Here is a 25,148-nt window from a genome sequence, read left to right as displayed (position 1 = left end):
ACGTAACGTAACCCGGCGCAATATTACATCTTATAGCCCAGCGTTACCGTAGTGCGGCGATCGGTATGTTCAGGCGCTGATTCAGGCGGCTGCGAGTTCCACGTTAAATTATACCCCACCTTTAGACCAAAATGTTCGTTAATGGCGACATTGAGGGCTGTTTCCGAATTTAGTGTGGTGTCTTCTGCGCCAAATACTGACACCCCCTGTGTAAACTTAGCATTGTCAGTTAACTGCCAGGCATAGCTGCCGGAAGCATAACCCAACGGCTGCGTTTCAGTAGTATCGTCCGTATGTTCGTCATAGCGAACCCCTGGACCGAATTCAAAACGGAAGCTGTGCACTGGGCCATTAAGGAACTGCCGCCCGTAACCGGCGGTCAGTACGTCGCGCTGACGATAACCGTTGAAACGGTCTGTCAGCCAACTGGCCTGGCCAAAGGTATAATCATAATCCGTCATATTAAAACGGTTACGCGCGCCTACCGCATATTTTTCTGAAGAGCGTTCATCATTAGAGGAGGTATTGCTGGCATTGCCCCATAATGACCAGGCGGTACGTTGTCCATACCAGGTCATCGCCGTGTCAGCCGTTAAGGAAGAACTTTTAGTATTGCCTGACTGAGCAAGGTAGCCCGCATTCAGATTACCTTCAAAAGGTTTTTTCGCGGTGGAGGGATCATCCATGACAGTAAAAACGGAATCATCGGCGGCGGCATACAGAGACGCGAACACGCCACCCGCCAGCATAACTACAGCGGGTACTGCCTTCAAAAGCTTCATTTATATAGAGTCCGTACAACTAAAAAAGAGACCACGACGGTCCCGGAAACTTTCATAGGGATCAATGACAAACGCCCCTGGAAAGGTAGCGAATTATAAGAAGCCCCGAATAACATAGCAATCAATTACTATTTCATTTTTTGAATAAGAACCCTCCCGAAGCATTCATTTATTTATATAACTTTACTTCGTACTTCTTTAAATAAAGATCCGGAAAATCATATTGTTAATTCCTTCACTTTCCGGGGATTAAGTGCCAGACTGAAATCAGCCTAACAGGAGGTAACGATGGTACGTATCTATACGTTGACGCTTGCGCCCTCTCTCGATAGCGCAACAATCACGCCGCAAATTTATCCCGAAGGTAAACTGCGGTGCTCCGCGCCGGTATTCGAACCCGGCGGCGGGGGTATTAATGTCGCTCGCGCCATTGCGCATCTTGGCGGCACCGCGACCGCAATTTTCCCGGCTGGCGGCGCTACCGGCGAACATCTGGTCGCACTACTGGCTGACGAAAATGTCCCCGTGTCTACCGTCGATGCGAAGGACTGGACGCGTCAGAACCTGCACGTCCACGTCGAGTCCAGCGGCGAACAGTATCGTTTTGTTATGCCCGGCGCCACGCTGGACGATGACGAATTTCGCCAGCTTGAAGAACAGGTACTGGAAATTGAATCCGGGGCAATTCTGGTTATCAGCGGCAGCCTTCCGCCCGGCGTTAAGGTCGAGAAACTCACGCAACTGATTTCCGCCGCGCAGAAGCAAGGCATTCGCTGCATTATTGATAGCTCTGGCGACGCGCTCACCGCCGCGCTGGCGCTTGGCGATATCGAACTGGTGAAACCTAACCTGAAAGAATTGAGCGCGTTGGTTAATCGCGATCTGACGCAGCCTGATGATGTGCGTAAAGCGGCCCAGGAATTAGTGCAAAGCGGCAAGGCTCGCCGGGTAGTGGTCTCTCTGGGGCCGCAAGGGGCGCTGGGCATAGACAGTGAGAATTGCATCCAGGTTGTTCCTCCCCCGGTGAAAAGTCAAAGTACTGTTGGCGCAGGCGACAGTATGGTAGGCGCGATGACGTTAAAACTGGCGCAAGACGCGTCGCTGGAAGAGATGGTGCGCTTCGGTGTGGCGGCAGGCAGCGCCGCTACGCTCAATCAAGGTACGCGTCTGTGTTCCCGTGACGATACCCAAAAAATATACGCCTACCTTTCCGCGCAATAATCGTATCCCCCTCGGCGAGGGGGATACCGGAAAATCGGTTAACGGGCGGCGCATCCGCTGCTGTTAAAAACACAGTTGCTCCCAACGAGGTGAACGATGGCCAGTGGCGATATTACCCGTTATGTTATTACCGTAACCTTCCATGAAGATTCCCTGACCGAGATTAACGAACTCAATAACCATCTGACGCGTAGCGGTTTTTTGCTGACATTAACGGACGATGAAGGGAATGTGCATGAGCTCGGCACCAATACGTTTGGCTTTGTTAGCGCTCAGAGCGCTGATGAAATCAAAGCGCTTGTCGCCGGACTTGCGAAAAGCGCGTTAGATAAGGATGTCGACATTACCGTGGCGACCTGGGAGGCGTGGAGTAAAAACGCACAATAAGTGCCATTCCCGCCGCGGCGCGTCCGCGATGTGCGTTAGTTCGTATTTTTTAACCGCATTTTTGCGCTAACCTTATGATCTGGCAGACAACGTGGGGAGAGACATTATGTGGCAAGCTATCAGTCGTCTTTTAAGCGAGCAAGTCGGTGAAGGCGAAATCGAACTGCGTAATGAACTGCCTGGCGGAGAAGTTCATGCCGCATGGCATTTACGTTATGCAGGCCATGATTTTTTCGTGAAGTGCGATGAACGAGAAATGCTTCGCGGTTTTACCGCTGAAGCCGATCAGCTGGAGCTGCTCTCCCGCAGTAAAACCGTTGTTGTGCCTAAGGTATGGGCGGTAGGTTCGGATCGGGATTACAGCTTTTTAGTCATGGACTACCTCTCGCCCCGCCCGCTGGATGCTCATAATGCGTTTATTCTTGGGCAACAGCTGGCGCGTCTGCACCAATGGAGCGATCAACCTCAATTCGGTCTCGATTTTGACAACGCGCTCTCTACCACGCCGCAGCCGAATACCTGGCAACGCCGTTGGTCGACTTTTTTCGCCGAACAGCGCATTGGCTGGCAGCTTGAACTCGCCGCGGAAAAAGGCATTACTTTTGGTAATATTGACGCCATTGTTGAACATGTTCAGCAACGTCTGGCGTCGCATCAACCGCAGCCTTCTCTTTTGCATGGCGATCTATGGTCGGCGAACTGCGCGCTTGGCCCTGACGGCCCCTATATCTTCGATCCAGCCTGCTATTGGGGCGACAGAGAATGCGATCTGGCGATGCTGCCGCTGCATACCGATCAGCCACCGCAGATTTATGACGGCTATCAGTCCGTTTCGCCGCTACCGCTGGATTTTCTCGACAGGCAGCCGATTTACCAGCTCTACACCCTGCTTAATCGGGCAAGGCTGTTTGGCGGTCAGCACCTGGCCACTGCGCAAAAAGCGATGGATCGGCTGCTTGCGGTATAGGTACAGCCCATGCCGGATACGGGCTATCCGGCATTTTTCAGTTTACATGAAGCCTAACAAGGAAAAGAAAAAGTAGCCGAGCACGATAATAATGACCGGCAAAATATAGAGCGGGAAAAACTGTAAAAAGATGGTATGGTGCGGCACCACGATACGTGACTCTATCTGCTCACGCGTTAGCCCTTCCGCGCCTTTTGCTTTTTCCAGGATCAACTGATCTTCCACGCCTTCACGTAAAAAACGTGACTGGCGGCTCATTCTGGCGCCGGAATCCTGCATCGCCAGCCCGACAAAAATCAGAATAAAAATGAGCCAGAAACCGATATTCAGGCTTCCCTGAAAATTCGGCGTCGGCGAGTTGTACCAAAAAACATTCAGAAACGGCGTATTCACGCGCATCATGTCTATCATTACGTGGGTAAAATCCAGCATTACCGCATTTATTCCCTCCTGCTTTTCACTGTGCGCATACATAAATTTAAGGACTGAGATGAGCGTGGAAAGCAGTGCTGGAATAAAAATAACCCACCCAACAACTCTTTTTAGGATTGCAATGCGTCCAGCTTGTTGATACGTCATGAGTTCCCCTTGATAAAGACGCGTCGTTTTGGCCTAAGTCTACCTGTTGATTCCCGTTTTCGCCTGATCTTTAAGGGCGATACACTAAGAACATGGTCATAATGAACGCTTAATTCGTTATTTTTTAATCTCAACAGGAGAGGTTGTGATGTCAACCCCACGTCAAATTCTTGCTGCAATTTTCGATATGGATGGACTACTGATCGATTCCGAACCGCTCTGGGATCGCGCTGAACTGGACGTGATGGCAAGTTTAGGCGTAGATATTACTCGGCGCCATGAACTGCCAGACACGCTTGGGCTACGCATTGATATGGTTGTCGATCTCTGGTTTGCGCAGCAACCGTGGAGCGGCCCCGATCGCCAGGAAGTGACAAACCGTGTTATTGCCCGCGCGATTACGCTTATCGAAGAGACGCGCCCTCTTTTGCCGGGTGTGCGCGAGGCCGTGGCGCTGTGTAAAGCGCAGGGGCTATTAGTGGGGCTTGCCTCGGCATCGCCGCTGCATATGCTGGAAAAAGTGCTCACCATGTTTGAACTGCGCGACAGTTTTGACGCGCTGGCCTCTGCGGAAAAATTGCCCTACAGCAAACCGCATCCGCAGGTCTATCTGGATTGTGCGGCCAAACTAGGCGTTGATCCATTAACCTGTGTGGCGCTGGAGGATTCAGTGAATGGTTTAATCGCGGCAAAGGCGGCGCGAATGCGCGCCATTGTGGTGCCAGCAGAAGAAAACCAGCATGATCCGCGCTTTGCGCTGGCGAATGTCAAACTTAACTCACTGACAGAGCTGACGGCGGCGCATCTACTCGGTTAAGATGTTTCCGAAACAAAGTCAACGGGCAATTAGCCGCTGAGCCAGACGGCAAGCGGCTTTGACAGAGACAAAGAGTTACAACGTCACCACTTCCGCCTACTGTATAAAAACCCTATACTGTATGAATTGACAGTTTAATGGGTTTTATCATGACGGCGGAAGGACATCTTCTTTTTTCTATAGCCAGCGCGGTTTTCGCCAAGAATGCCGAGTTAACGCCCGTCCTTGCGCACGGCGACTGGTGGCATATTATTCCTTCGGCTATTTTGACCTGTCTGCTGCCGGATATCGACCACCCCAAATCTTTTCTTGGTCAGCGCCTGAAATGGGTATCGAAACCGATCGCCCGCGCGTTCGGTCACCGGGGGTTTACCCATAGTCTGCTGGCGGTCTTTGCCCTACTGGCGACCTTTTATCTCAAGGTTCCGGATACGTGGATTATCCCGGCGGATGCGCTGCAAGGCATGGTACTTGGCTATTTAAGCCATATCGTCGCGGATATGCTCACCCCCGCAGGCGTTCCCTTACTGTGGCCGTGCCGCTGGCGTTTCCGCCTGCCTATTCTGGCGCCGCGCAAAGGCAATCAACTGGAGCGATTTTTATGTATGGCGTTGTTTGCCTGGGCGGTGTGGATGCCGCAGTCCATGCCGGAAAACAACGTCATACGCTGGTCTTCGCAGATGATCACTATCCTGCAAATGCAGTTCAATCGTTTTATAAATCACCAGATTGATTAGTAAATCAACGCCAAAGTCATTTTTGGTATAAACCATTCCATTTGAATATAAGAGCCAGCTCACAGTTCTGCTAATCTTGCGCGAACAGAATCGCTAAAACACAGCGCTTCATAATAAAAAAATCAGGAGAACGGGGATGAATTTTCCATTAATTGCGAACATTGCGGTGTTCGTCATTCTGCTGTTTGTACTGGCGCAGGCCCGTCATAAACAGTGGAGTCTGGCTAAAAAAGTGCTTGTCGGCCTTGTGATGGGCGTGGTCTTTGGTCTGGCCCTGCACACCATTTATGGCGCTGACAGTCAGGTGTTAAAAGACTCCATTCAGTGGTTCAATATTGTCGGCAACGGCTATGTGCAATTGCTACAAATGATTGTGATGCCGCTGGTATTCGCCTCTATTTTAAGCGCCGTGGCACGACTGCATAACGCCTCTCAATTGGGGAAAATCAGTTTTCTGACTATCGGCACACTGCTGTTTACTACCCTTATCGCAGCGCTGGTGGGCGTGCTGGTCACCAATCTGTTCGGACTGACGGCGGAAGGTCTGGTTCAGGGCGGCGCGGAAACCGCGCGTCTGAATGCCATTGAGACGAGCTATGTCGGCAAAGTGGCCGATCTCAGCGTGCCGCAACTGGTGCTGTCTTTTGTACCGAAAAATCCGTTTGCGGATCTGACTGGCGCAAATCCTACGTCTATTATCAGCGTGGTGATTTTCGCCGCATTCCTGGGCGTGGCCGCGCTTAAACTGCTGAAAGATGATGCGCCAAAAGGCGAGCGTGTGCTTGTTGCTATCGATACCCTGCAAAGCTGGGTGATGAAGCTGGTGCGTCTGGTGATGCAACTTACGCCTTACGGCGTACTGGCGCTGATGACGAAAGTGGTTGCCGGCTCCAATCTGCAGGACATTATTAAGCTTGGAAGCTTCGTGGTAGCGTCATATCTTGGTCTGGCGATAATGTTTGTGGTTCACGGCATACTATTGGGCGTGAACGGGATTAGCCCGCTGAAATATTTCCGCAAGGTGTGGCCGGTGCTGACATTTGCCTTTACCAGCCGCTCCAGCGCCGCCTCCATTCCACTTAATGTCGAAGCGCAAACCCGCCGCCTGGGCGTGCCGGAGTCCATCGCCAGCTTTGCTGCCTCTTTTGGCGCGACCATCGGCCAAAACGGTTGTGCCGGTCTTTATCCTGCGATGTTGGCGGTAATGGTTGCGCCGACGGTCGGCATCAACCCCTTAGATCCCGTATGGATAGCCACGCTGGTGGGTATCGTTACTGTAAGTTCGGCGGGTGTTGCCGGCGTTGGCGGCGGCGCGACCTTCGCCGCGCTGATTGTGCTGCCTGCCATGGGCTTACCGGTCACGCTGGTCGCGCTGTTAATCTCCGTCGAACCGTTGATTGATATGGGCCGTACCGCACTGAACGTGAGTGGCTCAATGACCGCGGGTACGCTGACCAGCCAGTGGCTGAAGCAGACCGATAAAATCATTCTCGATAGCGAAGAAGACGCTGAACTGGCGCATCGATAATACATTATCGGGAGTTCACATCGTCTGAGACACGACGATCAGCAACTCAAAATGTCTGTCACTAAAAACGCCGGTCTCCAGTACCGGCGTTTTGTTTTTTTCTTAGTCAGCGATTTCGTTTTCCTGGCGAACCTGATTCGCCCAACGCTGCGCCGATTCTGGCACGCTAAAGGCGGGCGACCGTTGAAATGACTCCCCCGTCAGAACAAAGGCAACATATTTACCGCGCAGTATCCAGACGTCGCGAAACGTATCCATTTTTATCGCATGTTCCGGCGGCGCGGGTTCAACACGCGGAATATAGCTAATAATCTGGCGATTTTGCTGGCGAAGAGGTTTCATCATTAATGCTTCACTAAAAGAGGCTAAGGCTAAAAATCAGAAAAACACTATTTTAGCCGATCTTCGCCCCCGACGTCCTGTTCCGCGCGTGCGATTTCCCCGTTGTACCCTGTCTGCCGTTCCGCTCTCCCCCGGCATAATTGCTGAAATGTTCTATAGTTAGAGTGATTTTGACTACTACTACGCCCATTTCAGTGATGAAAGCAGGAGACGAGTTCAATGTCGCATAATGAGAAATCCCCCCATCAGTCCCCCGTGCATGATACCCGTGAATCACAGCCCGGCCTGGACTCCCTGGCACCGTCAGACGGTTCACATCGCCCCACGCCAGAACCGACGCCGCCGGGCGCGCAACCGACGGCCCCCGGCAGCTTAAAAGCGCCCGAGACCGCGAATGATAAGCTCACTGCCCTCGACGCCTTTCGTAAAGGCAGCGAAAATTATGCGCTGACCACCAATCAGGGCGTGCGCATCGCCGACGATCAAAATTCTCTTCGCGCCGGCAGCCGCGGCCCTACGCTGTTGGAAGATTTTATTCTGCGCGAGAAAATTACCCACTTTGACCATGAGCGTATCCCGGAGAGGATCGTTCACGCCCGCGGATCTGCAGCGCACGGCTATTTTCAGCCATATAAAGACCTGAGCGACATCACGAAAGCCGCGTTTCTGTGCGATCCACAGAAAATTACCCCGGTCTTTGTTCGCTTTTCGACAGTACAGGGCGGCGCGGGGTCTGCTGATACCGTACGTGATATCCGCGGTTTTGCGACCAAATTTTATACCGAAGAGGGAATTTTCGATCTCGTCGGCAATAACACGCCGATCTTTTTTATCCAGGATGCGCATAAGTTTCCGGATTTTGTGCACGCCGTTAAGCCCGAACCACATTGGGCTATTCCGCAAGGACAGAGCGCGCACGACACCTTCTGGGACTATGTTTCCTTACAGCCTGAGACGCTGCACAACGTCATGTGGGCAATGTCGGATCGCGGTATTCCACGCAGTTATCGAACGATGGAAGGGTTCGGCATTCACACCTTCCGTCTGATCAATGCACAAGGGAAAGCGACCTTTGTCCGTTTCCACTGGAAACCGTTGGCAGGTAAAGCCTCGCTGGTATGGGATGAGTCACAAAAACTGACCGGTCGCGATCCGGATTTTCACCGCCGGGATCTGTGGGAGGCCATCGAAGCGGGCGATTTCCCGGAATACGAGCTGGGCCTACAACTCATTGCCGAAGAGGATGAATTTAAATTCGATTTTGATCTGCTCGATCCGACCAAACTGATTCCGGAAGAGTTGGTGCCAGTACAACGCGTCGGCAAAATGGTGTTAAACCGTAATCCGGATAACTTTTTCGCTGAAAACGAACAGGCGGCATTTCATCCAGGACATATTGTTCCCGGCATTGATTTTACCAACGATCCGCTGTTACAGGGGCGTCTGTTCTCTTATACCGACACGCAAATCAGTCGTCTGGGCGGGCCAAACTTCCACGAAATTCCGATTAACCGCCCTACCTGCCCCTACCATAACTTCCAGCGTGACGGTATGCACCGGATGGATATCGACACCAATCCGGCGAACTATGAACCAAACTCCATTAATGACAACTGGCCGCGCGAAACGCCGCCAGCGCCAAAACGCGGCGGCTTCGAATCATACCAGGAACGCGTGGATGGCAATAAAATCCGCGAACGCAGCCCTTCTTTTGGTGAATATTACGCGCATCCTCGCCTGTTCTGGCTCAGTCAGACGCCGATAGAGCAGCAGCATATTATTGACGCGTTCAGCTTTGAACTGGGTAAAGTCGCCCGCGCGTATATTCGGGAGCGGGTGGTCGATCAGTTAGCGCATATTGATGTCACGCTGGCTCAGGGCGTCGCGCATAATCTCGGTTTTGCACTCACCCATGAGCAAACGCAAATTGCCCCGCCTCCTGATGTCAACGGTCTGAAAAAAGATCCGGCGCTCAGCCTGTATGCGGTGCCAGACGGCGATGTTAAAGGCCGCGTGGTCGCTATCCTGCTGAACGACAAGGTTAACGCCGCCGATCTGCTGACCATTTTGCAGGCTTTAAAAGCTAAAGGCGTCCACGCAAAACTGCTCTATTCACGGATGGGTGAAGTAACGGCTGATGACGGTTCAACATTAACTATTGCGGCAACCTTTGCCGGCGCGCCGTCGCTAACAGTCGATGCGGTAATAGTACCGTGCGGCAATATTGCCGATATCGAGAGTTGTGGCGATGCCCGTTACTACCTTCTGGAAGCCTACAAACATCTGAAGCCCATCGCACTGGCAGGCGACGCCCGACGGTTTAAGGCGCTTTTAAACATTGATAGCCAGGGGGAAGAAGGACTTGTTGAGGCAGATAACGTTGACCACCACTTTATGGACACTCTATTGACGCTGATGGCGGCACACCGTGTCTGGTCGCGTGCGGGGAAAATTAACGCGATTCCTGCATAAACGACAAAAAATGCGGCGCATTCTTGCGCCGCAAACTCAGGAGCTAAATATCAAGAAAACTGCCAGGACGATATCCACGTTCCGCAATCGCTGCCTTGAGTGACGCAGACGTCAACACCTCCAGTTCAGTTAAGCGGGGGTAACAATAGGCGCTCTGGCGAATAATGTTGTCCACAAACGCCGGATGACACATCACCTCCAGAGAGGCCTCTCCTCGATGCGCCGAGGCATCCAGAATGCGTAAAAAGCACGCTTCGGTGATCTCCTCGCCGTAAAATTCACTACTAAATCCTTGAGTGCTGCGCAAATCCGACGGCAGATCGTCGGCGTTCAACACCGTCTGGCGGTCAATACGTAACGCAATCCCGCGCTGCGCCGCAAAGCGGGCGACGATGGGGAAAATTTGCGGGAACATATGCACATGATGGTGGCTGTCGAGATGCGTTGGCTCGCGGCTAAATACGTCGATGAAACGCTGATACTGACACGCCAGTTCATGCGCAATTTCATCCAGCGGAAGCGTATCCTCCTCCGCCATTTGCCAGATCCATTTCCCCAACAGGCCGTCTCGCGTCAGGCCCGGCATCTCTGACACCGGTTTGCCTAACGTCAAAACAAAATGCATTCCCACCCCAAGCGCAGGCAGCTCGCGGCTAAGCTGCGCCGCATGGTCAATAGCCTCGCCATTGACCAGCGCCGTCGTGGAGGTCACAACGCCGTTGCGATATGCTTCAACAATGCCGTAATTTTGCCCTTTACTCAGGCCAAAATCATCAGCATTCACAATCAACACGCGTTCCATAGCCTACCTCTGTCAGTGGTGCTTACCTGTAAGCGCTTCGATGCAAGCGGCAAAATTAGGCAGCCATTTTTCATGCGCCAGAATAAGCTCACGCGCCAGGACTTCTGCGTCACGGTCGGAATGCACCAGCGGACTCAGGTTAAGCGCCAGCAGAACATCATTAAAGTTTCCGCTCAGCGCCGCATTGCTGGCCGCGACCTCAAATCCTTTAATCGTGTGGATAAGCCCCAGCACTTTTTCGTCAAAACGGGTGATACGCGGGTGCGGCGTCGCGCCATTGCGTCCCAGAATGCAGGTCATTTCCACCGCCCATTCCGCCGGAATATTCTCGACATGCCCATGATGTGGAATATTAACGTAATGCTCAGTCTGCTTGTCATTATAAATAGCGTTAATGACTTCACAAGCGGCATCGGAATAATAAGCGCCGCCGCGTTGTTCAAGCTCTTTCGGCTTCACGTTTAGCTCAGGATTTTTGTACAAGTCGAAGAGTTGTTTCTCCACTTTCTGTACGACCTGAGCGCGCGCGCCGCCTTTGTAATATTCGCCCATTTCAATCGCCAGCATCTCTTTTTGCTTGAAGTAATACAACAAATAAGAGCACGGCAGCATGTTCAGCGAGCGAATCAATCCTTCACTAAACGGCAGATCAAAGATATTTTTTACGGTTGACGCTTTCAACTGACCGGACGCCACGCCATCCAGTAATTCTGCGAACCGTGAGGTGCCATTCACCAGCACATCTTTAATAAAGACCATATGGTTTAGACCAAACAGGTCAATGGAAAGATCGTCATTCTCATTCAGCGCCAGCACGTCATGAATAAACATTTTCATGCCGACAGGAATATTACATACGCCGATGAATTTTTTAAAGTTGGTATGGCGATAAACCGCTTCCGTCACCATCCCCGCCGGATTAGTAAAGTTAATGACCCACGCATTCGGACATAATTCCTCAACATCCTTAATGATGTCAAAAATAACCGGAATGGTGCGCAACCCTTTAAATAAACCGCCAGCGCCGTTGGTTTCTTGCCCCAGATAGCCGTGGCTAAGCGGGATACGCTCGTCCAGTTCACGGGCTTTGAGTTGACCAACGCGCAGCTGGGTAGTAACAAAATTAGCGTCTTTCAGCGCTTCCCGACGATCCAGCGTTTTATACAATTTTAGCGGAACGCCTGCTTTATCAATCATTCGCTGGCAGAGATCATAAATAATGTCCAGCTTCTCTTTCCCGTCTTCAACGTCAACCAGCCATAATTCAGTGACAGGTAATTCATGGTAGCGTTTAATAAAGCCTTCAAGTAATTCAGGGGTGTAGCTGCTCCCGCCACCAATAGTGACGACTTTTAATTTCTGGCTCATAATATCTCCCTTCAGTGTATGACACTGATATGTATTACGCTATGCCCGCTCGTAAGAAATAGCGTGACGTTCCCCGCGCTATTGGGGCAAGCGTGAAATGTAATTAATCGAGCAATGCAAACCGTTACTCATTAATTTCCGTCAATCGCTTCCGATAACTATTCGGCGTGAATGAGGTCATCTTCTTAAACGTTTTAATAAACAGACTTGGACTGCTATACCCGGCTTCATAAGCAATATCCGTAACCGAATAGTTGGTCATTTCCAACTGTTTCTTGGCAAAATTAATGCGAATCTCATTAATGATTTGCATCGGCGTTTTGCTGTAATAACGTCGGGTGGCGCGCGTCAGATACTCCTGGGATTTTGCCGACAGGCGCACCATATTTTCCAGCGCATGTTCGCCAAACTGCGTTTTATCATGCATTATCTCCACGGTTGCTTTCAGCCATTGTGGAATATCATCATAAACCTGCTCTTCGCGGTAATGACGTAAGCGGTTTATAATATAAAATGTCACCACTTCAATAAATTCGTCGAGCCCATTACCGCGAAAGTTCAACGACGCAATCACCGTTTCAATATAGGTAAGGAAGGTGCTATTCGCCCTGTATACCTGCGATGCCACAAAACAAAACGGCAGTAACGGAAGATAATGCTGTTCAAAAAAACGTTTACTAATTCCTACGTTCAAAATACGCGTTGCGCCAAACTCATAGAAACTTTGGTGATTCGAACCCACCGGGATAAAAACAAAATCTCCACGTTCCAGCAGCACACGCTTCCCGTTAATCTCCTGGTAATAACGTCCGGTTAATACCAGGGTAAATTCATAATAGTCGTGCTGATGCAGCCCGGTGACGCTTTCCGTCTTGTTATAGATAAACACATGGAAATTTTTGCCATTGAAGAGCTGCTGCTCATAAACCGTTTTGATTTCCGTTGCGTTAACCTGTAGCTGCATCATCCGCCCCCTGTTATTTCAGTTTCTCATGGAGCTCAATCAACTCAGCGATCAGTTCACGAGCCAGCATTGAGGTCATCAAATGATCCTGAGCGTGAACCAGGACCAGACTGACTTTCATTTTGCCTTCGCCCTGATCGCCTTCGATGAGTTTTGTCTGCACAAGATGCGCTTCATTGAGCGCTATGCGCGACTGGTCCATCATCGCTTTCGCCGCCTCAAAATCGCCTTCTTTCGCTTTTCTGAGCGCGCCATATGCCAGGCTGCGCGCCTGACCAGAATTGATGATAAGCCCCATAACGACTTCTTCGAGTTCCTCAGCCGCTGTCTGGTTATCTACAACATTTTCAAGATCAAACATAGTCTTTCCTCTGATTCAGCCCGGCATGGCATCCCATGCCGACGCGGAGTTTAGAATTTCAGTGCGTTAGCGATATCTTCTTCGCTTTCTTCCTGCTCAATGGCGTTCTGCGCTTTGTTAGCCACCACCACGAAGGGGAGATAAATCAGGGTAGCGACCGCCAGGTTAAATAGCGCAACCAGCAACGCGGCGACACTGCCGTTGGTGTTAAAGAACGCCCCCAACCCGGTTGGCATGGTCCACGGCGCAATATTGGTAATCGGCGGAATAATACCCAAATAGTAAGCCACCAGCGTAATCGCCGCCAGAATCGGCTGAACCAGAATGAAGGGGATAAACATCACTGGGTTCATAATAATCGGCAGGCCAAACAGGATGGGTTCGTTAATCTGGAAGATACCTGACGGCAGCGCCAGTTTTGCCACCTGGCGATAGTCCGCGCGACGAGATGCGAGGAAGATAGCGATGATCAGACCCAGCGTTGCGCCGCTACCACCGAGGAAGATATAAGAATCCAGCATCGGTTTCGCCCAGATATGGAACGTTTTACCAGCTTCCAGCGCCGCATCGACGGAGCCATACTGTTGGTAAATAGAGATGTTTTCCAGCGCCCAGGGCGTCATGATGCCACTGTCCAGCGCGGTCAGCGCCAGCGAACCATGAATACCAAAGAACCACAGCAGCGGTACAAAAATGACATATGCCCACCCTACCACGCTACCCAGCGATGCCAGCGGCGTAGAGATAGTGTCCATAATAATCTGATGGAAGTTAGAACCGTAATTAGACAGCGCCCAGGCAATAATCCCCATAATAGAGAGAATAATAAAGCCGGGAATTAATGCTGAGAATGAACGAGACACCGAAGCTGGTACGCTGTCCGGTAGTTTAATCACCCAGTTGCGCCGGACAATAAATGTAAACATCTCCGCGACCACCAGGCCAATAATAATACCGGAGATAATATTCGCGCCGCCCAGCCAGTTAGCGCCTACGGCATAGGCCTCGCCGACACTATACGGCGTTACGGTCATAAATGCCGCCACGGAGAGCAGTCCGGCGGCCAGCGCATCAACCTTGCGCTCTTCCGCCAACGCCATGCCGATAAAAAATGGCGCCATGAGCGACATAATGCCCAATGTGCCGTTATAGACGTTACCGCCGATGCCTTTCAATCCATTAAGCGTTTCAATGGTTGAGGCATCAAGCCGAATGCCCATGGAATAAAAAAACGACCCCTCCCCAAAGCTCAGGAAAACGTTATTAATTAATACAAACATCGCCCCCGCAAGGGTTAATGGCATTAAACGAATAAAGCCGTTCTTGATTGCATTAACGTGTGGCTGCTTTCCTATTTTTACAGCAAAAGGAAGGAGTACCTTTTCAAGTGAAGCAATGACGTTACTCATAGAAAAATACCCTTAAATACCGCAATAAAATATTGCGGTTAGTGTATGAAATAACTCTTTGACGGGAAAAATTAAAAAATAATTAATTCGCGGCGGCTTTTTTAATTGCCGCTACCGCAGCTTTAAGCACGCCTAAACCATCTACCTTGCCGTACAACATTGAATCAATGACTTCTACCGGTTTACCGGGTAATAAACGCTGAATTTCGGGGAGCATATAAGCAATTTGCGGGCCTAATAACACGACGTCCGCTGCCGGGCCTTTTTCACCGGCCAGGGTTTCAGGGAATGCTTCAATAATCACCGGCACTTCATATTTTTCAGCCTGAGCGCGCATTTTTGATACCAGTAACGATGTTGACATGCCCGCAGAACAAAACAGATAAATGTGTTTCTTTTCCATAAAAACCTTCCTCATGTGCGATTATCTGTCAACCAGATACGCCGCAAGCCTCAACCTGCATCCATACTCTGGGCGACTTGCGTAACCGGATTTACTTTTTTAGGTGGCTGAAATGAGTATACGGGATCGGACCGCCGGATGGTATTTCCTTGACCCACTAAATTGTCTCTCATTGACCTGGCGTTATGACCCCCCTCACATTTCGGGTAAATAATTCGCGATAATAAATAAGGTTATTGCAGGCACAAAAAAACCGGCTCGCAGGCCGGTTTCCTTGAATGTTCAGGCAATGTACAGTTGTTACTGCTTCGGCGCCTGTGGGTCAGTGTCGTACTCCGCACAGGTCTGGTAGCCGGAGTTAATCACGTGCCCAGTATCATCCAGCGCAACAAAGTAGGTTTCCGCTTTACCATCACGTTGACCCAGGATGTAGGTCTGACAGGTACCGCGCGCATGAATCATGCTCACTTCAGATGACGGTTTGCCCGCAATCTGCGCAACCTGTGCCCTGCTCATTCCTTTTTTAACATCTTTAACGACAGGCTCAACAAATTGGTCTTTTGTACGATCATACGCCGTACAGCCTGCCAGCATAGTCATTACCGCCGCTGCGCTTAAAATTCCTGCTACGTTCTTGTTCATTTTCCGTCCTCTTGTTTATCAGCGTGTTATGTAAGCCTGGAATACATCAGAATATTTTTCAAGCCGCGACCCGCCACAAAAAGCCTTTCGGAAAATTCTCTAACGCAACGATATGTTGTTTTAAACACCGCTTAGCCCGCCAAACCTTGTCGTTTCAGCGGCGAAGGGTTAGCTTTAACAGGGTAAAGATTCATTTTTTTAATGTCGAAGGGGGTTAAATGACTCTGCAGCAAGAGATAATCCAGGCGCTTGGCGCGAAACCGCATATCAACCCTGAAGAAGAAATTCGCCGCAGCGTGGATTTTCTTAAAGCGTACCTGAAAACCTATCCCTTTTTGAAATCACTGGTGTTAGGCATCAGCGGCGGGCAGGATTCGACGCTGGCCGGGAAACTCAGCCAGATGGCTATCGCCGAATTGCGGGAAGAGACCGGTGATAATGCGCTGCAGTTTATCGCCGTTCGTCTGCCTTATGGCGTACAGGCCGATGAACAGGATTGCCAGGACGCCATTGCTTTTATTCAGCCGGACAGAGTACTCACGGTCAATATTAAAGGCGCCGTCCTCGCCAGCGAGCAGGCGCTGCGCGAAGCGGGAATTGAGCTGAGCGATTTTGTTCGCGGCAATGAAAAAGCGCGTGAGCGAATGAAAGCGCAATATAGCATCGCCGGTATGACTCACGGCGTCGTGGTGGGCACCGACCATGCGGCGGAAGCGATAACCGGGTTCTTCACCAAATATGGCGATGGCGGTACCGATATTAACCCACTTCATCGCCTTAACAAACGCCAGGGCAAACAGCTTCTCGCAGCGCTGGGCTGTCCTGAGCATCTGTATAAAAAAGTCCCCACCGCCGATTTGGAAGACGACCGCCCTTCACTGCCTGATGAAGCCGCGCTGGGCGTAACGTATGACAATATTGACGATTACCTGGAAGGCAAAACGCTGGACCCCGCCATCGCTAAAACTATCGAAGGCTGGTATGTAAAAACTGAACATAAGCGCCGTTTACCGATTACGGTATTCGACGACTTTTGGAAAAAGTAAGCGTACTTCTACTGTTGCGCCGGATATCGCTCGTCTATCCGGCCTCCTCTCTTCCCAGCCTCTTTTTTAATCACCCATCCGCTGTTATACTGGATGAATAACCAGTTAACGGAGATCACTGTGGTACGGCGTCAATCAGCCCCCCGCCTTGAGTTTGAAGCGGCGGCCATTTACGAATATCCAGAACATTTACGTCCTTTCCTCAGCGAAGCGCCAGCCTTACCGGGTGTCTATATATTTCATAGCGAAAGCGATACGCTGCCGCTTTATATCGGTAAAAGCGTGAATATTCGCAGCCGGGTGCTCTCACATCTGCGAACGCCTGACGAGGCCGCTATGCTGCGACAGGCGCGGCGGATAAGCTGGATCTGCACCGCTGGGGAAATGGGCGCGTTGCTGCTGGAGGCGCGGCTGATCAAAGAACAACAGCCGCTGTTTAACAAGCGGTTACGGCGTAATCGCCAGCTTTGCTCTCTACAGTTGAGCGAACAAAAGATTGAGGTCGTTTCCGCCCGCAGCGTCGATTTTTCCCATGAGCCGAACCTGTTTGGGCTCTTCGCCAACCGTCGGGCAGCGCTGCAAAGCTTACAGAACCTCGCCGATGAACAAAAATTGTGTTATGGCCTGCTGGGGCTTGAATCGGTAAGCCGTGGGCGCGCCTGTTTTCGTTTCGCTCTGAAGCGCTGCGCTGGCGCGTGTTGTGGGCAAGAAACCCCGCAGGCGCATTTTCTTCGCCTGCAGGCCTCACTGGAACGGTTACGTGTGGTTTGCTGGCCCTGGAAAGGCGCTATCGCGTTAAAAGAGAGCCGCCCACAAATGACCCAGTTCCACATTATCAACAACTGGTTATGGCTGGGGGCGGTCCCCTCGCTGGATGAGGCCACCACCCTGGTGCGCACCCCTGCGGGCTTTGATCAGGATGGCTATAAAATTCTCTGTAAACCGTTAATGTCAGGTCAATATGAGATCATTGAACTGCACACCGACTGTCGCCAGTCATAAAGAAAACCGCCGATCCTGTCCACCTCAACGATTGTGTTGTCGACAAGACCGGCGGTCTTAAATTATGCGGAAAGTTATTCTGCCGCAGCAGGCATTTTACCTTGTTGCGCCGGGCGTTCTGTCAGACGCTTCTCAAAATTAGCGTTATATTGCTTTTTCTGCTCCGGTGTCAGAACGTTATAAATTTTATTCTGGGTTTCCATATGCGCCAGCATATTGGCCTTGCGCTGCGCTTCCATTTTCGTAATTTGCGCTTCGGCTTTGGCTTTATCGAAGGTATCGCTGGCGATAATATCATGCATGGCGCGACGCTCTTCCAGCAGCGGACGTTTCATTTGCTCGCGCTGCGCTTTCATAATATCGCGAATTTGTTGCTTCTGTGCGTCTGTCAGGTTCAGGTTTTTAAACATCATATCGTGATGTGGGCCAAATTTACCTTTATGCTGCATCATCGGCTTCGCATCCGCTGGCGCGGCGGTGGTAGTCTCAGCGGCATGAGCCAGATTCGCAGCACCCATCGCCAGGGTAGAGGCAACAAATAGAGCAGTCAGTTTACGCATATTTCCATCCTTCCTTTCAGTTATTTTTACGGCATATTTAAAACAGCGCCGTGTTGTCGTGATTAACTTTAACCGTCTTAGCGTCAATTAGTCAGAACAACGGTAAAACAATGAAAGTATAAAAAACACTTTTTCGCCAATTGTGAAGAAAAAAAGAATAAATTGCGCAGAGTTGAAAGATAAATATACAGTAGCATGATATAGCAGAAATTATGCAGAACTATAACGCAGCAACGCTTATTAATAAAGCAATTCTCCAGGAATAATCCGTAATAGCATGAAACTGTGTCCCAAATCATCCCTGTAATCCTAACGTGAGCTTACAGGGACATTTATCAGGGCAGTCTTTCCAGCATTAATCCAGCCCGCAATCCGCAGGCGACAGAGGGATTAGGAAAGAGAACATATTCAACGTCATGCGTCACCGTCACACGCTTATCCCCCTCCTCGGCCAGCAACGTTCCCTTCGCAAAGGCAGTAAAATTCAGCGTTTGCGCATCCATATAAAGCGTGAACTTGTCGCTGTGACGCGTGATTTGCGACACCACCCGATAGCGTAGCGGCGGCGAAGACGAGGTTGACGTTTCGACACCGCTCAACAGCGCCGACAACGCCTGCGAGGTTACGCTGAACTGCGTCAGATCGTTTTGCCCAAACGGCAACGCCTTTCCCAACTCCAGCGTACAGGAAAGCGCGCCGAAATGTTCAGAGCTAAAGTGCGTAAACGTACCGCCGGGCGCCTGATGAAATACTAAAGCCTCCAGTCCTGCCGCGCCCAGCCACGCCAGAAAATCTGTCTCCCACGGGCGGTCGCGCTGCGGCAATACGCCAAAACGCAAATGATGCGAGCCACGAATGGCGGTATGCAGATCCAGATGCCAGCGTACCCGCGCCTGGCCAGATGAAAAGAAGGTCTCCAGACTTAGCTCCAGCTCACGCGCCCGCCACGTTTCATCGCTTTCGGCAAAGGACTGCCAACGCCCGCCAAACATACGGTTCATATCGCTGTGACAATAGCGTATTCCCGCCGCCAGCGCCTGCGGATTGCCGAGTACCACCAGCACTCGCCACGTTAACGTCAAGCTGCCTGAATGCAGCGCCGACAGCAGCTTATCCAGCATCTCTACCGGCGCGGTTTCATTGCCGTGTATCCCCGCAGAAAGAATTAACGCGCGGTCGACCGGCGCATCGGGCGTGAGTTCAAGCAGACCATGGCCTAACCAGCGCCAGCGAAAACCCGCGCCCTTCCCCTGCGTCACCCGTGGTGTCGTGCCGCTTAGCGTCAACGCCAGAAAGTTATCCATCAGCCGCCCCCGTTTGCTGGAAAGGATAAACCGACCCCAAATCCAGCAGACGCGTTAACACATCCAGCGCCTCCCGGCCTTCTCGCAATAATAACGGATCGGCCAGATCGGCGGCGGTCAGGCGATCGCGATAATAACGATCCGCCCACGCGTTAAGGGCCGTAAACAGAGCGTCATTCATCATTACCGCGGGATTCACCGCCCGTCGTTCTTCTTCTGTTAACACCACGCGTAATCGCAGACAGGCCGGGCCGCCGCCGTTGGCCATACTTTCTCGCAAATCAAATACCTGCATCGCGCTGATGGGGTTATCCTCCGCCATCAGCTTATTCAGATAGCGCCAGACGCCGACATGGTCCTGACATTCCCGCGGCAACACTAACAGCATTGAGCCGTCGTCACGGCTTAACAATTGACTATTAAACAGGTAGGTCGCCACAGCATCTGATACAGAAACCTCGCCGGCGGGCACCTCTATCGCCATAAAACCGTCAACGCGCGTACGCAACTGATTAATGAGCACTTTCTGCCGGGCAAACGCCGCTTCGTGACAAAACAATACCTGTCGATTCGAAACGGCGATGACATCATTATGGAATACGCCTTGATCGATGACCTCCGGGTTTTGCTGAGCGAAGATAACCTGTTGCGGATTCACCTGATTAAGACGCGCCACGGCCTCGCTGGCTTCGCGGCTCTGGCGCGCCGGATAACGAGCGGGTCGTATTTCATTCTCCTCTTCGCGCCCATAGACAAAAAGCTGCACGCCTGCCGAACCATACTCGCCGCCAAGACGGTTATGATTCGCCGCGCCTTCATCTCCCAATAATGCGACCTGCGGTAACGCGCTATGCACTGAAAACTGGCTTTCATCGCGAAATATGGCGCGTAGTAGCGCTTCGGTAACAGGCGCCTCAAGTGCGCGATGAAATTTATTGTTTAAATTCGCCACCGTCAGGTGAACTTTCCCGTCCAGCGCGTCTGCCGATGGGCAAACCGTCGCCGCATTCGCAACCCACATTGGTGACGCGGAACTCACGCTGGAAAGCCAGCGTGGCGCCTGACGCGCAACCTTATCCAGAATCTGCTCATCGCTACCCGTGAAGCCGAGCTGACGCAACGCCGGAATAAAAGGCCGCTCATGCGGCGGGATCACCGCCTGGGGAAAGCCGACATCCGCCAAAGCTTTCATCTTTAGCAGCCCCTGCTTTACCGCCAGACGAGGATTCGACACCTGAAAACGGTGGCGGGTCGATGCCTCATTGCCGAAGGATAGCCCGGCATAATGGTGCGTAAGCCCCACCAGCCCGTCAAAATTAACTTCATGCGCCGTCATACCGCCTCCCTGCGAGAAAAGTCGAGGCCGGGGCTTAATGTCGCAGGCAACGTCAGTTCGGGAGATTCCAGACTGGCCATCGGCCAGGCGCAATAATCGGCGGCATACCAAGCGCTGGGCCGATGGTTGCCAGACGCGCCGATACCACCAAACGGCGCAGTACTCGCTGCCCCGGTGAGCGGTTTATTCCAGTTAACGATCCCTGCCCGCGCCTCCAGCAAGAGCTGTTCGAACTGCGCGCGATCCGTCGACACCAGCCCACACGACAGACCAAAACGGGTATTATTCGCCAGACGAATCGCCTCATCGAAATGCGCATAACGCCAGACGTTCAGCAGCGGACCAAACACCTCTTCATCCGGCACATCCGCGACGCCCGTCAGCTCAATGATGCCAGGCGTCAGCAGAGAGGTTCCCTCTTTGACCTTCCGCGGCGCCAGTAGCGTGCGACCGCCTAATGCCTCTCGTTGACGCCAGGCCTCCATCACATGCTGTGCCGCCTGCGCTGAAATCAGTCCGCCGATAAACGGCTGCGGATCGTCGTCCCATCTGCCGGGCTGCAGACGTCCGGCAACGTCAACCAGCCGCGCCAGAAATGCATCTCCCTGCGCACCCTGTTTTACCAGAAGGCGTCGCGCGCAGGTACAGCGCTGTCCGGCGGTAATAAACGCCGATTGCAGCGTCAGATGTACCGCCGCATCTATATTTGCCGCATCCTCAATAATGAGCGGATTGTTTCCGCCCATTTCAAGGGCCAGGATTTTTTCCGGCTGGCCGGATAGCTGGCGATGAAGCTGATATCCGGTACTGGCGCTGCCGGTAAACAGCAGCCCATCGAGATCGTCGAGCGAACTTAGCGCTTGTCCGGTCTCCCGGCCGCCCTGCACCAGATTAAGAACGCCTGCCGGTAGCCCGGCCCGTTCCCAGAGTTTTATTACCGTTTCCCCGGTCCATGGCGTTAGCTCGCTAGGTTTGAAGATCAGCGTATTGCCTGCCAGCAACGCGGGCACAATATGGCCATTCGGTAAATGGCCGGGAAAGTTATAAGGGCCGAATACCGCCAGCACACCGTGAGGACGATGGCGCAACGTCGCGGCGCCATCGACAAGTTCGCTTTTTTGTTCGCCTGTTCTGGCGTGGTAAGCCTTAATCGAGATGGCAATCTTATTGATCATCGCCGTCACTTCCGTTGCCGCCTCCCAGCGCGGTTTACCGGTTTCACGCGCGATGACCTCCGTGAGCTCGGCTTTATGCGCCTCCAGCAGGGCGGCAAATTTCTCTACGATAGCCTGTCGTGCCGCAAAAGGCTGTCTGGCCCAACGAGGAAACGCCGCGCGCGCCGCCTGACAGGCCTCGGCGACCTGTGCCGCATTAGCGTCATTCCCCTGCCAAAGTATCTCCGCACTCACCGGATTCGTTTTGCGGCGGCGTTCGCCCTGACCGGTTATCCAGTCGCCGTTTATCCATAGCGTCATACGGTTTTCTCCTCAGCGCAAAGGCGTACCAGCCGAACGTGGTCGCCCGCGCGACATTTCAGCGCATCCAACTGCGCGGCGGTAAGTACAAGTCGTGAAGTCTGCGGATCGGCACGCACCAGCGCGGCCCGAAAGTGGTGATAGTTTTCATTGGCGACCAGACATGCCGGATAGTCGCCAGGCGCGGGTTGCCCTTCCGCGACTTCCACCAGTCGGCTTTTACGAATGGCCCGCACGCGGTCAATATCACACTCCAGCGTCGGCCCACCGTCGAAGATGTCGATATAGTGGCGATAGCGAAAACCTTCCTTTTCCAGCACCGCGCGGGCTGGCGCCGTTTGCGGGTGGACTTCGCCAATCACGGCCTGTGCCTCTTCAGATAAGAAGTGGGTATAAATAGGATGTTTGGGCATCAGCTCGGCGATAAACGCTTTTTGCCCGGTACCGCATAAAAAATCCGCCCGGCTGAAATCCATAGAGAAAAAGCGTTTGCCGAGACTTTGCCAGAAGGGAGAATAACCGTGCTCGTCAATGACGCCGCGCATTTCCGCCACCACTTTCTCATTGAATTTATCGCGAAACGCGGCCATAAACATAAAGCGCGATTTTGACAACAGGTAGCCGTTACCCTCTTTACGCCATTCGGGATCGAGAAACAGCGTGCAAAGCTCACTGCTGCCAGTGTGATCATTACTCAGGAATAATGTTGGCAACGCGTTATATACATTCAGCTCTTTGGAGGCATGAACCAGCGTACCGACACGATAGTTATACCAGGGGTCGTTAAGACCGACCGCGACCTCAATGGCGCAGATCCCGCCGACCTCACCCGTTTCACTGTCCTCGAGAACGAATACATACCCTTGTTCGCCTTTTGGCAGCTCGTCGGACCAGGTTTTTAGCGCGCGTTCAATGCGGGCCGCCAGAGTCGCTTCATTTGCCGGTAGCGAGGTTAAGCCGCCGCCCGTTTTGCCTGCAAGCTGCATCAGCGCGGCGATATCCGCATGTTCGACAGGACGAATCACCCGCATGATGCGCCTCCCGTCTGAAGGCGTTCGCACGCCAGGGCAAAACGATCAAGCCCGGTGGCTATCTCCTCGTCGCTCACATTTAACGCTGGCGCAAAACGCACCACGTCGCCGCCGGCGATGAGCACCATCACGCCTGCTTTTGCCGCTTCCTGGGCGATGAGTTTGGCTTTTCCGGCAAACTCCGTCTGTAGCACACAGCCAAGCAGTAGCCCCAGCCCGCGAATTTCACTGAACATGCCAAAACGTACATTAATGGTATTTAGACGTTCAATAAACGCATCGTGGCGCTGTCTGACGCCGTTTTGCATCTCCGGCGTATTGATGATATCCAGTACTTTTCCGGCAACTGCCGTCGCCAGCGGATTACCGCCGTAGGTGGTGCCATGGGTGCCTGGCGTCATAACGCTGGCATAGTCTTGCGTGGTCAGCATCGCGCCGATCGGGAAGCCGCCGCCCAACGCTTTAGCAGTCGTCAGGATATCGGGCGTAACGCCATAATGCATATATGCATACAGTTCGCCGGTACGTCCGACGCCCGTCTGCACCTCATCAAAAATCAGTAACGCCTGATGCCGGTCGCACAATTCACGCAGCCCCTGCAAAAAAGCTTTCGTGGCGGGGATCACGCCGCCCTCGCCCTGCACAGGCTCTACGATCACGGCGCAGGTATTGTCATCAATTAGCGCGCTGGCGGAGTTCAGATCGTTATAGGCTGCATGACGAATATCCGGCGGCAGCGGCGCAAAGTCCTGTGAATAGGAGGGTTGACCGCCAGCGCTGACGGTAAAGAGCGTGCGACCATGGAACGCGTTTTTAAAGGCCACAATGCCGCTTTTATGATTGCCGACACGATCGTGGGCATATTTGCGCGCCAGTTTTAATGCTGCTTCATTTGCTTCAGCGCCTGAATTACAAAAGAAAACGCGTTCGGCGAAGGTCGCGTCGATCAGTTTTTTCGCCAGTCGCAGCGCCGGCTCATTGGTGTAACCGTTCCCGGTATGCCAGAAGCGATTCGCCTGTTCATTTAACGCCTCGCGCAGCGCCGGATGCGCATGTCCCAAGGCGTTGACCGCGATCCCGCCAGCAAAATCAATATACTCTTTCCCCTGCTGATCCCACAGGCGTGAGCCTTCTCCGCGTACAGGAATAAAAGGCGCGGGAACATATACTGGCACCATCCATTCATCAAAGTTTTCGCGCGTAACTGACAGAGACATAGCGACCTCTTTTGGTAAAAATAAAGTTATTTATATGTTAATTAATATGAGTGTTTGCGCTGTAAATGTAGATTGCAGCATTCGTGCCAGCCAGCGTTAACATTGCATAAACAGAAGTGATAAACGGTAAATCAATGGGTTACAGCGTAGCGATATTCACTTTTACTGCATGAAAAGTGAATATTCCCGCATAATCGGTGGCTAAAAAGAGGAAAAAGCGAAATATTATTCAGTTGCCAAATATAATTCTGGAATTGTGATCTTATACGAAATTTACTGGAAATTACCGCCCCGTTCTGGCGCATCTGCACGCAAACCGTGCCATTTTCGCGCTATAGAAAACACCATACGCTTCCATTGGCCGAATCTGACGATGAGTGGCAGTCACCCGGTAAA

General features: G+C 52.1%; 25 protein-coding genes. 9 read left to right on the top strand and 16 right to left on the bottom strand.

Going from position 1 to position 25,148, the window contains the following annotated elements; all coding sequences use genetic code 11:
• Positions 1-23: 23 nt before the first annotated feature.
• A complete protein-coding gene (locus ACLD3P_RS01705) occupies positions 24-782 on the bottom strand; it encodes a YdiY family protein (RefSeq protein ID WP_000770981.1) in 759 nt (252 codons plus the stop codon).
• 288 nt (positions 783-1,070) lie between these two features.
• Here ACLD3P_RS01705 and pfkB point away from each other — a divergent pair, with 288 nt between their 5' ends.
• From pfkB to ACLD3P_RS01690, 3 genes are all read left to right on the top strand, one after another.
• Positions 1,071-2,003, top strand: coding sequence for a 6-phosphofructokinase II (gene pfkB, locus ACLD3P_RS01700; RefSeq protein ID WP_000251707.1), 933 nt, complete (start codon positions 1,071-1,073; stop codon positions 2,001-2,003).
• Positions 2,004-2,099: 96 nt separating this feature from the next.
• Positions 2,100-2,390 (top strand): type V toxin-antitoxin system endoribonuclease antitoxin GhoS, encoded by a 291-nt coding sequence (gene ghoS / locus ACLD3P_RS01695; RefSeq protein WP_000146133.1) that lies wholly within the window; start codon positions 2,100-2,102, stop codon positions 2,388-2,390.
• Positions 2,391-2,496: 106 nt separating this feature from the next.
• Positions 2,497-3,357: a fructosamine kinase family protein gene (locus ACLD3P_RS01690; RefSeq protein ID WP_000267686.1), complete on the top strand. Its 861-nt coding sequence runs from the start codon at positions 2,497-2,499 to the stop codon at positions 3,355-3,357.
• Positions 3,358-3,399: 42 nt separating this feature from the next.
• On the opposite strand, the gene ACLD3P_RS01685 is transcribed toward ACLD3P_RS01690, so the two are convergent.
• On the bottom strand, positions 3,400-3,936 hold the full coding sequence (locus ACLD3P_RS01685) for a YniB family protein (RefSeq protein WP_000222158.1): 537 nt from the start codon (positions 3,934-3,936) through the stop codon (positions 3,400-3,402).
• 148 nt (positions 3,937-4,084) lie between these two features.
• Here ACLD3P_RS01685 and hxpB point away from each other — a divergent pair, with 148 nt between their 5' ends.
• The 3 genes from hxpB (at position 4,085) to tcyP (ending at position 7,018) form a co-directional block, all read left to right on the top strand.
• Positions 4,085-4,753 carry a hexitol phosphatase HxpB gene (hxpB, locus tag ACLD3P_RS01680; RefSeq protein ID WP_000106854.1) on the top strand — a complete coding sequence of 223 codons (669 nt, stop codon included), beginning with the start codon at positions 4,085-4,087 and terminating at the stop codon, positions 4,751-4,753.
• Between the two features lie 137 nt (positions 4,754-4,890).
• Positions 4,891-5,490, top strand: coding sequence for a metal-dependent hydrolase (locus ACLD3P_RS01675; protein WP_000505804.1), 600 nt, complete (start codon positions 4,891-4,893; stop codon positions 5,488-5,490).
• Positions 5,491-5,626: 136 nt separating this feature from the next.
• A complete protein-coding gene (tcyP, locus tag ACLD3P_RS01670; RefSeq protein ID WP_367850415.1) occupies positions 5,627-7,018 on the top strand; it encodes a cystine/sulfocysteine:cation symporter in 1,392 nt (463 codons plus the stop codon).
• 102 nt (positions 7,019-7,120) lie between these two features.
• Here the strand turns inward: tcyP and cedA are convergent, their stop codons facing one another.
• Entirely contained in the window at positions 7,121-7,363 is a 243-nt protein-coding gene (gene cedA, locus ACLD3P_RS01665) for a cell division activator CedA (RefSeq protein WP_000977510.1), read from the bottom strand.
• A gap of 216 nt (positions 7,364-7,579) precedes the next feature.
• Between cedA and katE the strand changes: the two genes are divergently transcribed.
• The gene (katE, locus tag ACLD3P_RS01660) at positions 7,580-9,832 is read left to right on the top strand and encodes a catalase HPII (RefSeq protein WP_000019097.1); all 2,253 of its coding nucleotides are present in this window, start codon (positions 7,580-7,582) and stop codon (positions 9,830-9,832) included.
• 43 nt (positions 9,833-9,875) lie between these two features.
• Here the strand turns inward: katE and chbG are convergent, their stop codons facing one another.
• The 7 genes from chbG to osmE all read right to left on the bottom strand — a co-directional run bounded on the left by chbG (position 9,876) and on the right by osmE (position 15,781).
• Positions 9,876-10,634: a chitin disaccharide deacetylase gene (gene chbG, locus ACLD3P_RS01655; protein WP_131046374.1), complete on the bottom strand. Its 759-nt coding sequence runs from the start codon at positions 10,632-10,634 to the stop codon at positions 9,876-9,878.
• Positions 10,635-10,646: 12 nt separating this feature from the next.
• Positions 10,647-12,002 carry a 6-phospho-beta-glucosidase gene (locus tag ACLD3P_RS01650; RefSeq protein WP_131046375.1) on the bottom strand — a complete coding sequence of 452 codons (1,356 nt, stop codon included), beginning with the start codon at positions 12,000-12,002 and terminating at the stop codon, positions 10,647-10,649.
• A gap of 124 nt (positions 12,003-12,126) precedes the next feature.
• Complete coding sequence (gene chbR / locus ACLD3P_RS01645; RefSeq protein WP_000983393.1) at positions 12,127-12,969, bottom strand: transcriptional regulator ChbR; 843 nt, start codon at positions 12,967-12,969, stop codon at positions 12,127-12,129.
• 10 nt (positions 12,970-12,979) lie between these two features.
• The gene (gene chbA / locus ACLD3P_RS01640; RefSeq protein ID WP_000459883.1) at positions 12,980-13,327 is read right to left on the bottom strand and encodes a PTS N,N'-diacetylchitobiose transporter subunit IIA; all 348 of its coding nucleotides are present in this window, start codon (positions 13,325-13,327) and stop codon (positions 12,980-12,982) included.
• Positions 13,328-13,377: 50 nt separating this feature from the next.
• Positions 13,378-14,736, bottom strand: a complete 1,359-nt coding sequence (gene chbC, locus ACLD3P_RS01635; RefSeq protein ID WP_000073063.1) for a PTS N,N'-diacetylchitobiose transporter subunit IIC — start codon at positions 14,734-14,736, stop codon at positions 13,378-13,380.
• An 82-nt stretch (positions 14,737-14,818) separates the two neighbouring features.
• Positions 14,819-15,139 carry a PTS N,N'-diacetylchitobiose transporter subunit IIB gene (gene chbB / locus ACLD3P_RS01630; RefSeq protein ID WP_000412161.1) on the bottom strand — a complete coding sequence of 107 codons (321 nt, stop codon included), beginning with the start codon at positions 15,137-15,139 and terminating at the stop codon, positions 14,819-14,821.
• Between the two features lie 300 nt (positions 15,140-15,439).
• Positions 15,440-15,781 carry an osmotically-inducible lipoprotein OsmE gene (gene osmE, locus ACLD3P_RS01625; protein ID WP_001039301.1) on the bottom strand — a complete coding sequence of 114 codons (342 nt, stop codon included), beginning with the start codon at positions 15,779-15,781 and terminating at the stop codon, positions 15,440-15,442.
• Positions 15,782-15,999: 218 nt separating this feature from the next.
• Here osmE and nadE point away from each other — a divergent pair, with 218 nt between their 5' ends.
• Entirely contained in the window at positions 16,000-16,827 is an 828-nt protein-coding gene (nadE, locus tag ACLD3P_RS01620; RefSeq protein WP_000174980.1) for an ammonia-dependent NAD(+) synthetase, read from the top strand.
• Between the two features lie 120 nt (positions 16,828-16,947).
• Positions 16,948-17,829, top strand: coding sequence for an excinuclease Cho (gene cho, locus ACLD3P_RS01615; RefSeq protein ID WP_001556068.1), 882 nt, complete (start codon positions 16,948-16,950; stop codon positions 17,827-17,829).
• Positions 17,830-17,903: 74 nt separating this feature from the next.
• Here the strand turns inward: cho and spy are convergent, their stop codons facing one another.
• From spy to ACLD3P_RS01585, 6 genes are all read right to left on the bottom strand, one after another.
• Entirely contained in the window at positions 17,904-18,389 is a 486-nt protein-coding gene (gene spy, locus ACLD3P_RS01610) for an ATP-independent periplasmic protein-refolding chaperone Spy (RefSeq protein ID WP_001228999.1), read from the bottom strand.
• 335 nt (positions 18,390-18,724) lie between these two features.
• Positions 18,725-19,693, bottom strand: coding sequence for a succinylglutamate desuccinylase (gene astE, locus ACLD3P_RS01605; protein ID WP_411006353.1), 969 nt, complete (start codon positions 19,691-19,693; stop codon positions 18,725-18,727).
• Positions 19,686-21,029: an N-succinylarginine dihydrolase gene (gene astB, locus ACLD3P_RS01600; RefSeq protein ID WP_411006352.1), complete on the bottom strand. Its 1,344-nt coding sequence runs from the start codon at positions 21,027-21,029 to the stop codon at positions 19,686-19,688. The genes astE and astB overlap by 8 nt, the downstream gene beginning before the upstream one ends.
• Entirely contained in the window at positions 21,026-22,504 is a 1,479-nt protein-coding gene (gene astD, locus ACLD3P_RS01595) for a succinylglutamate-semialdehyde dehydrogenase (protein ID WP_197399902.1), read from the bottom strand. The genes astB and astD overlap by 4 nt, the downstream gene beginning before the upstream one ends.
• On the bottom strand, positions 22,501-23,535 hold the full coding sequence (gene astA / locus ACLD3P_RS01590) for an arginine N-succinyltransferase (RefSeq protein WP_001263885.1): 1,035 nt from the start codon (positions 23,533-23,535) through the stop codon (positions 22,501-22,503). The genes astD and astA overlap by 4 nt, the downstream gene beginning before the upstream one ends.
• Entirely contained in the window at positions 23,526-24,752 is a 1,227-nt protein-coding gene (locus ACLD3P_RS01585; RefSeq protein ID WP_000059498.1) for an aspartate aminotransferase family protein, read from the bottom strand. The genes astA and ACLD3P_RS01585 overlap by 10 nt, the downstream gene beginning before the upstream one ends.
• Positions 24,753-25,148: the final 396 nt, after the last annotated feature.

It is taken from the genome of Salmonella sp. 741265073_HBA (assembly GCF_046569105.1).
Taxonomy (GTDB): domain Bacteria; phylum Pseudomonadota; class Gammaproteobacteria; order Enterobacterales; family Enterobacteriaceae; genus Salmonella; species Salmonella enterica.
This window is presented reverse-complemented; position numbering and strand designations above follow the sequence as displayed.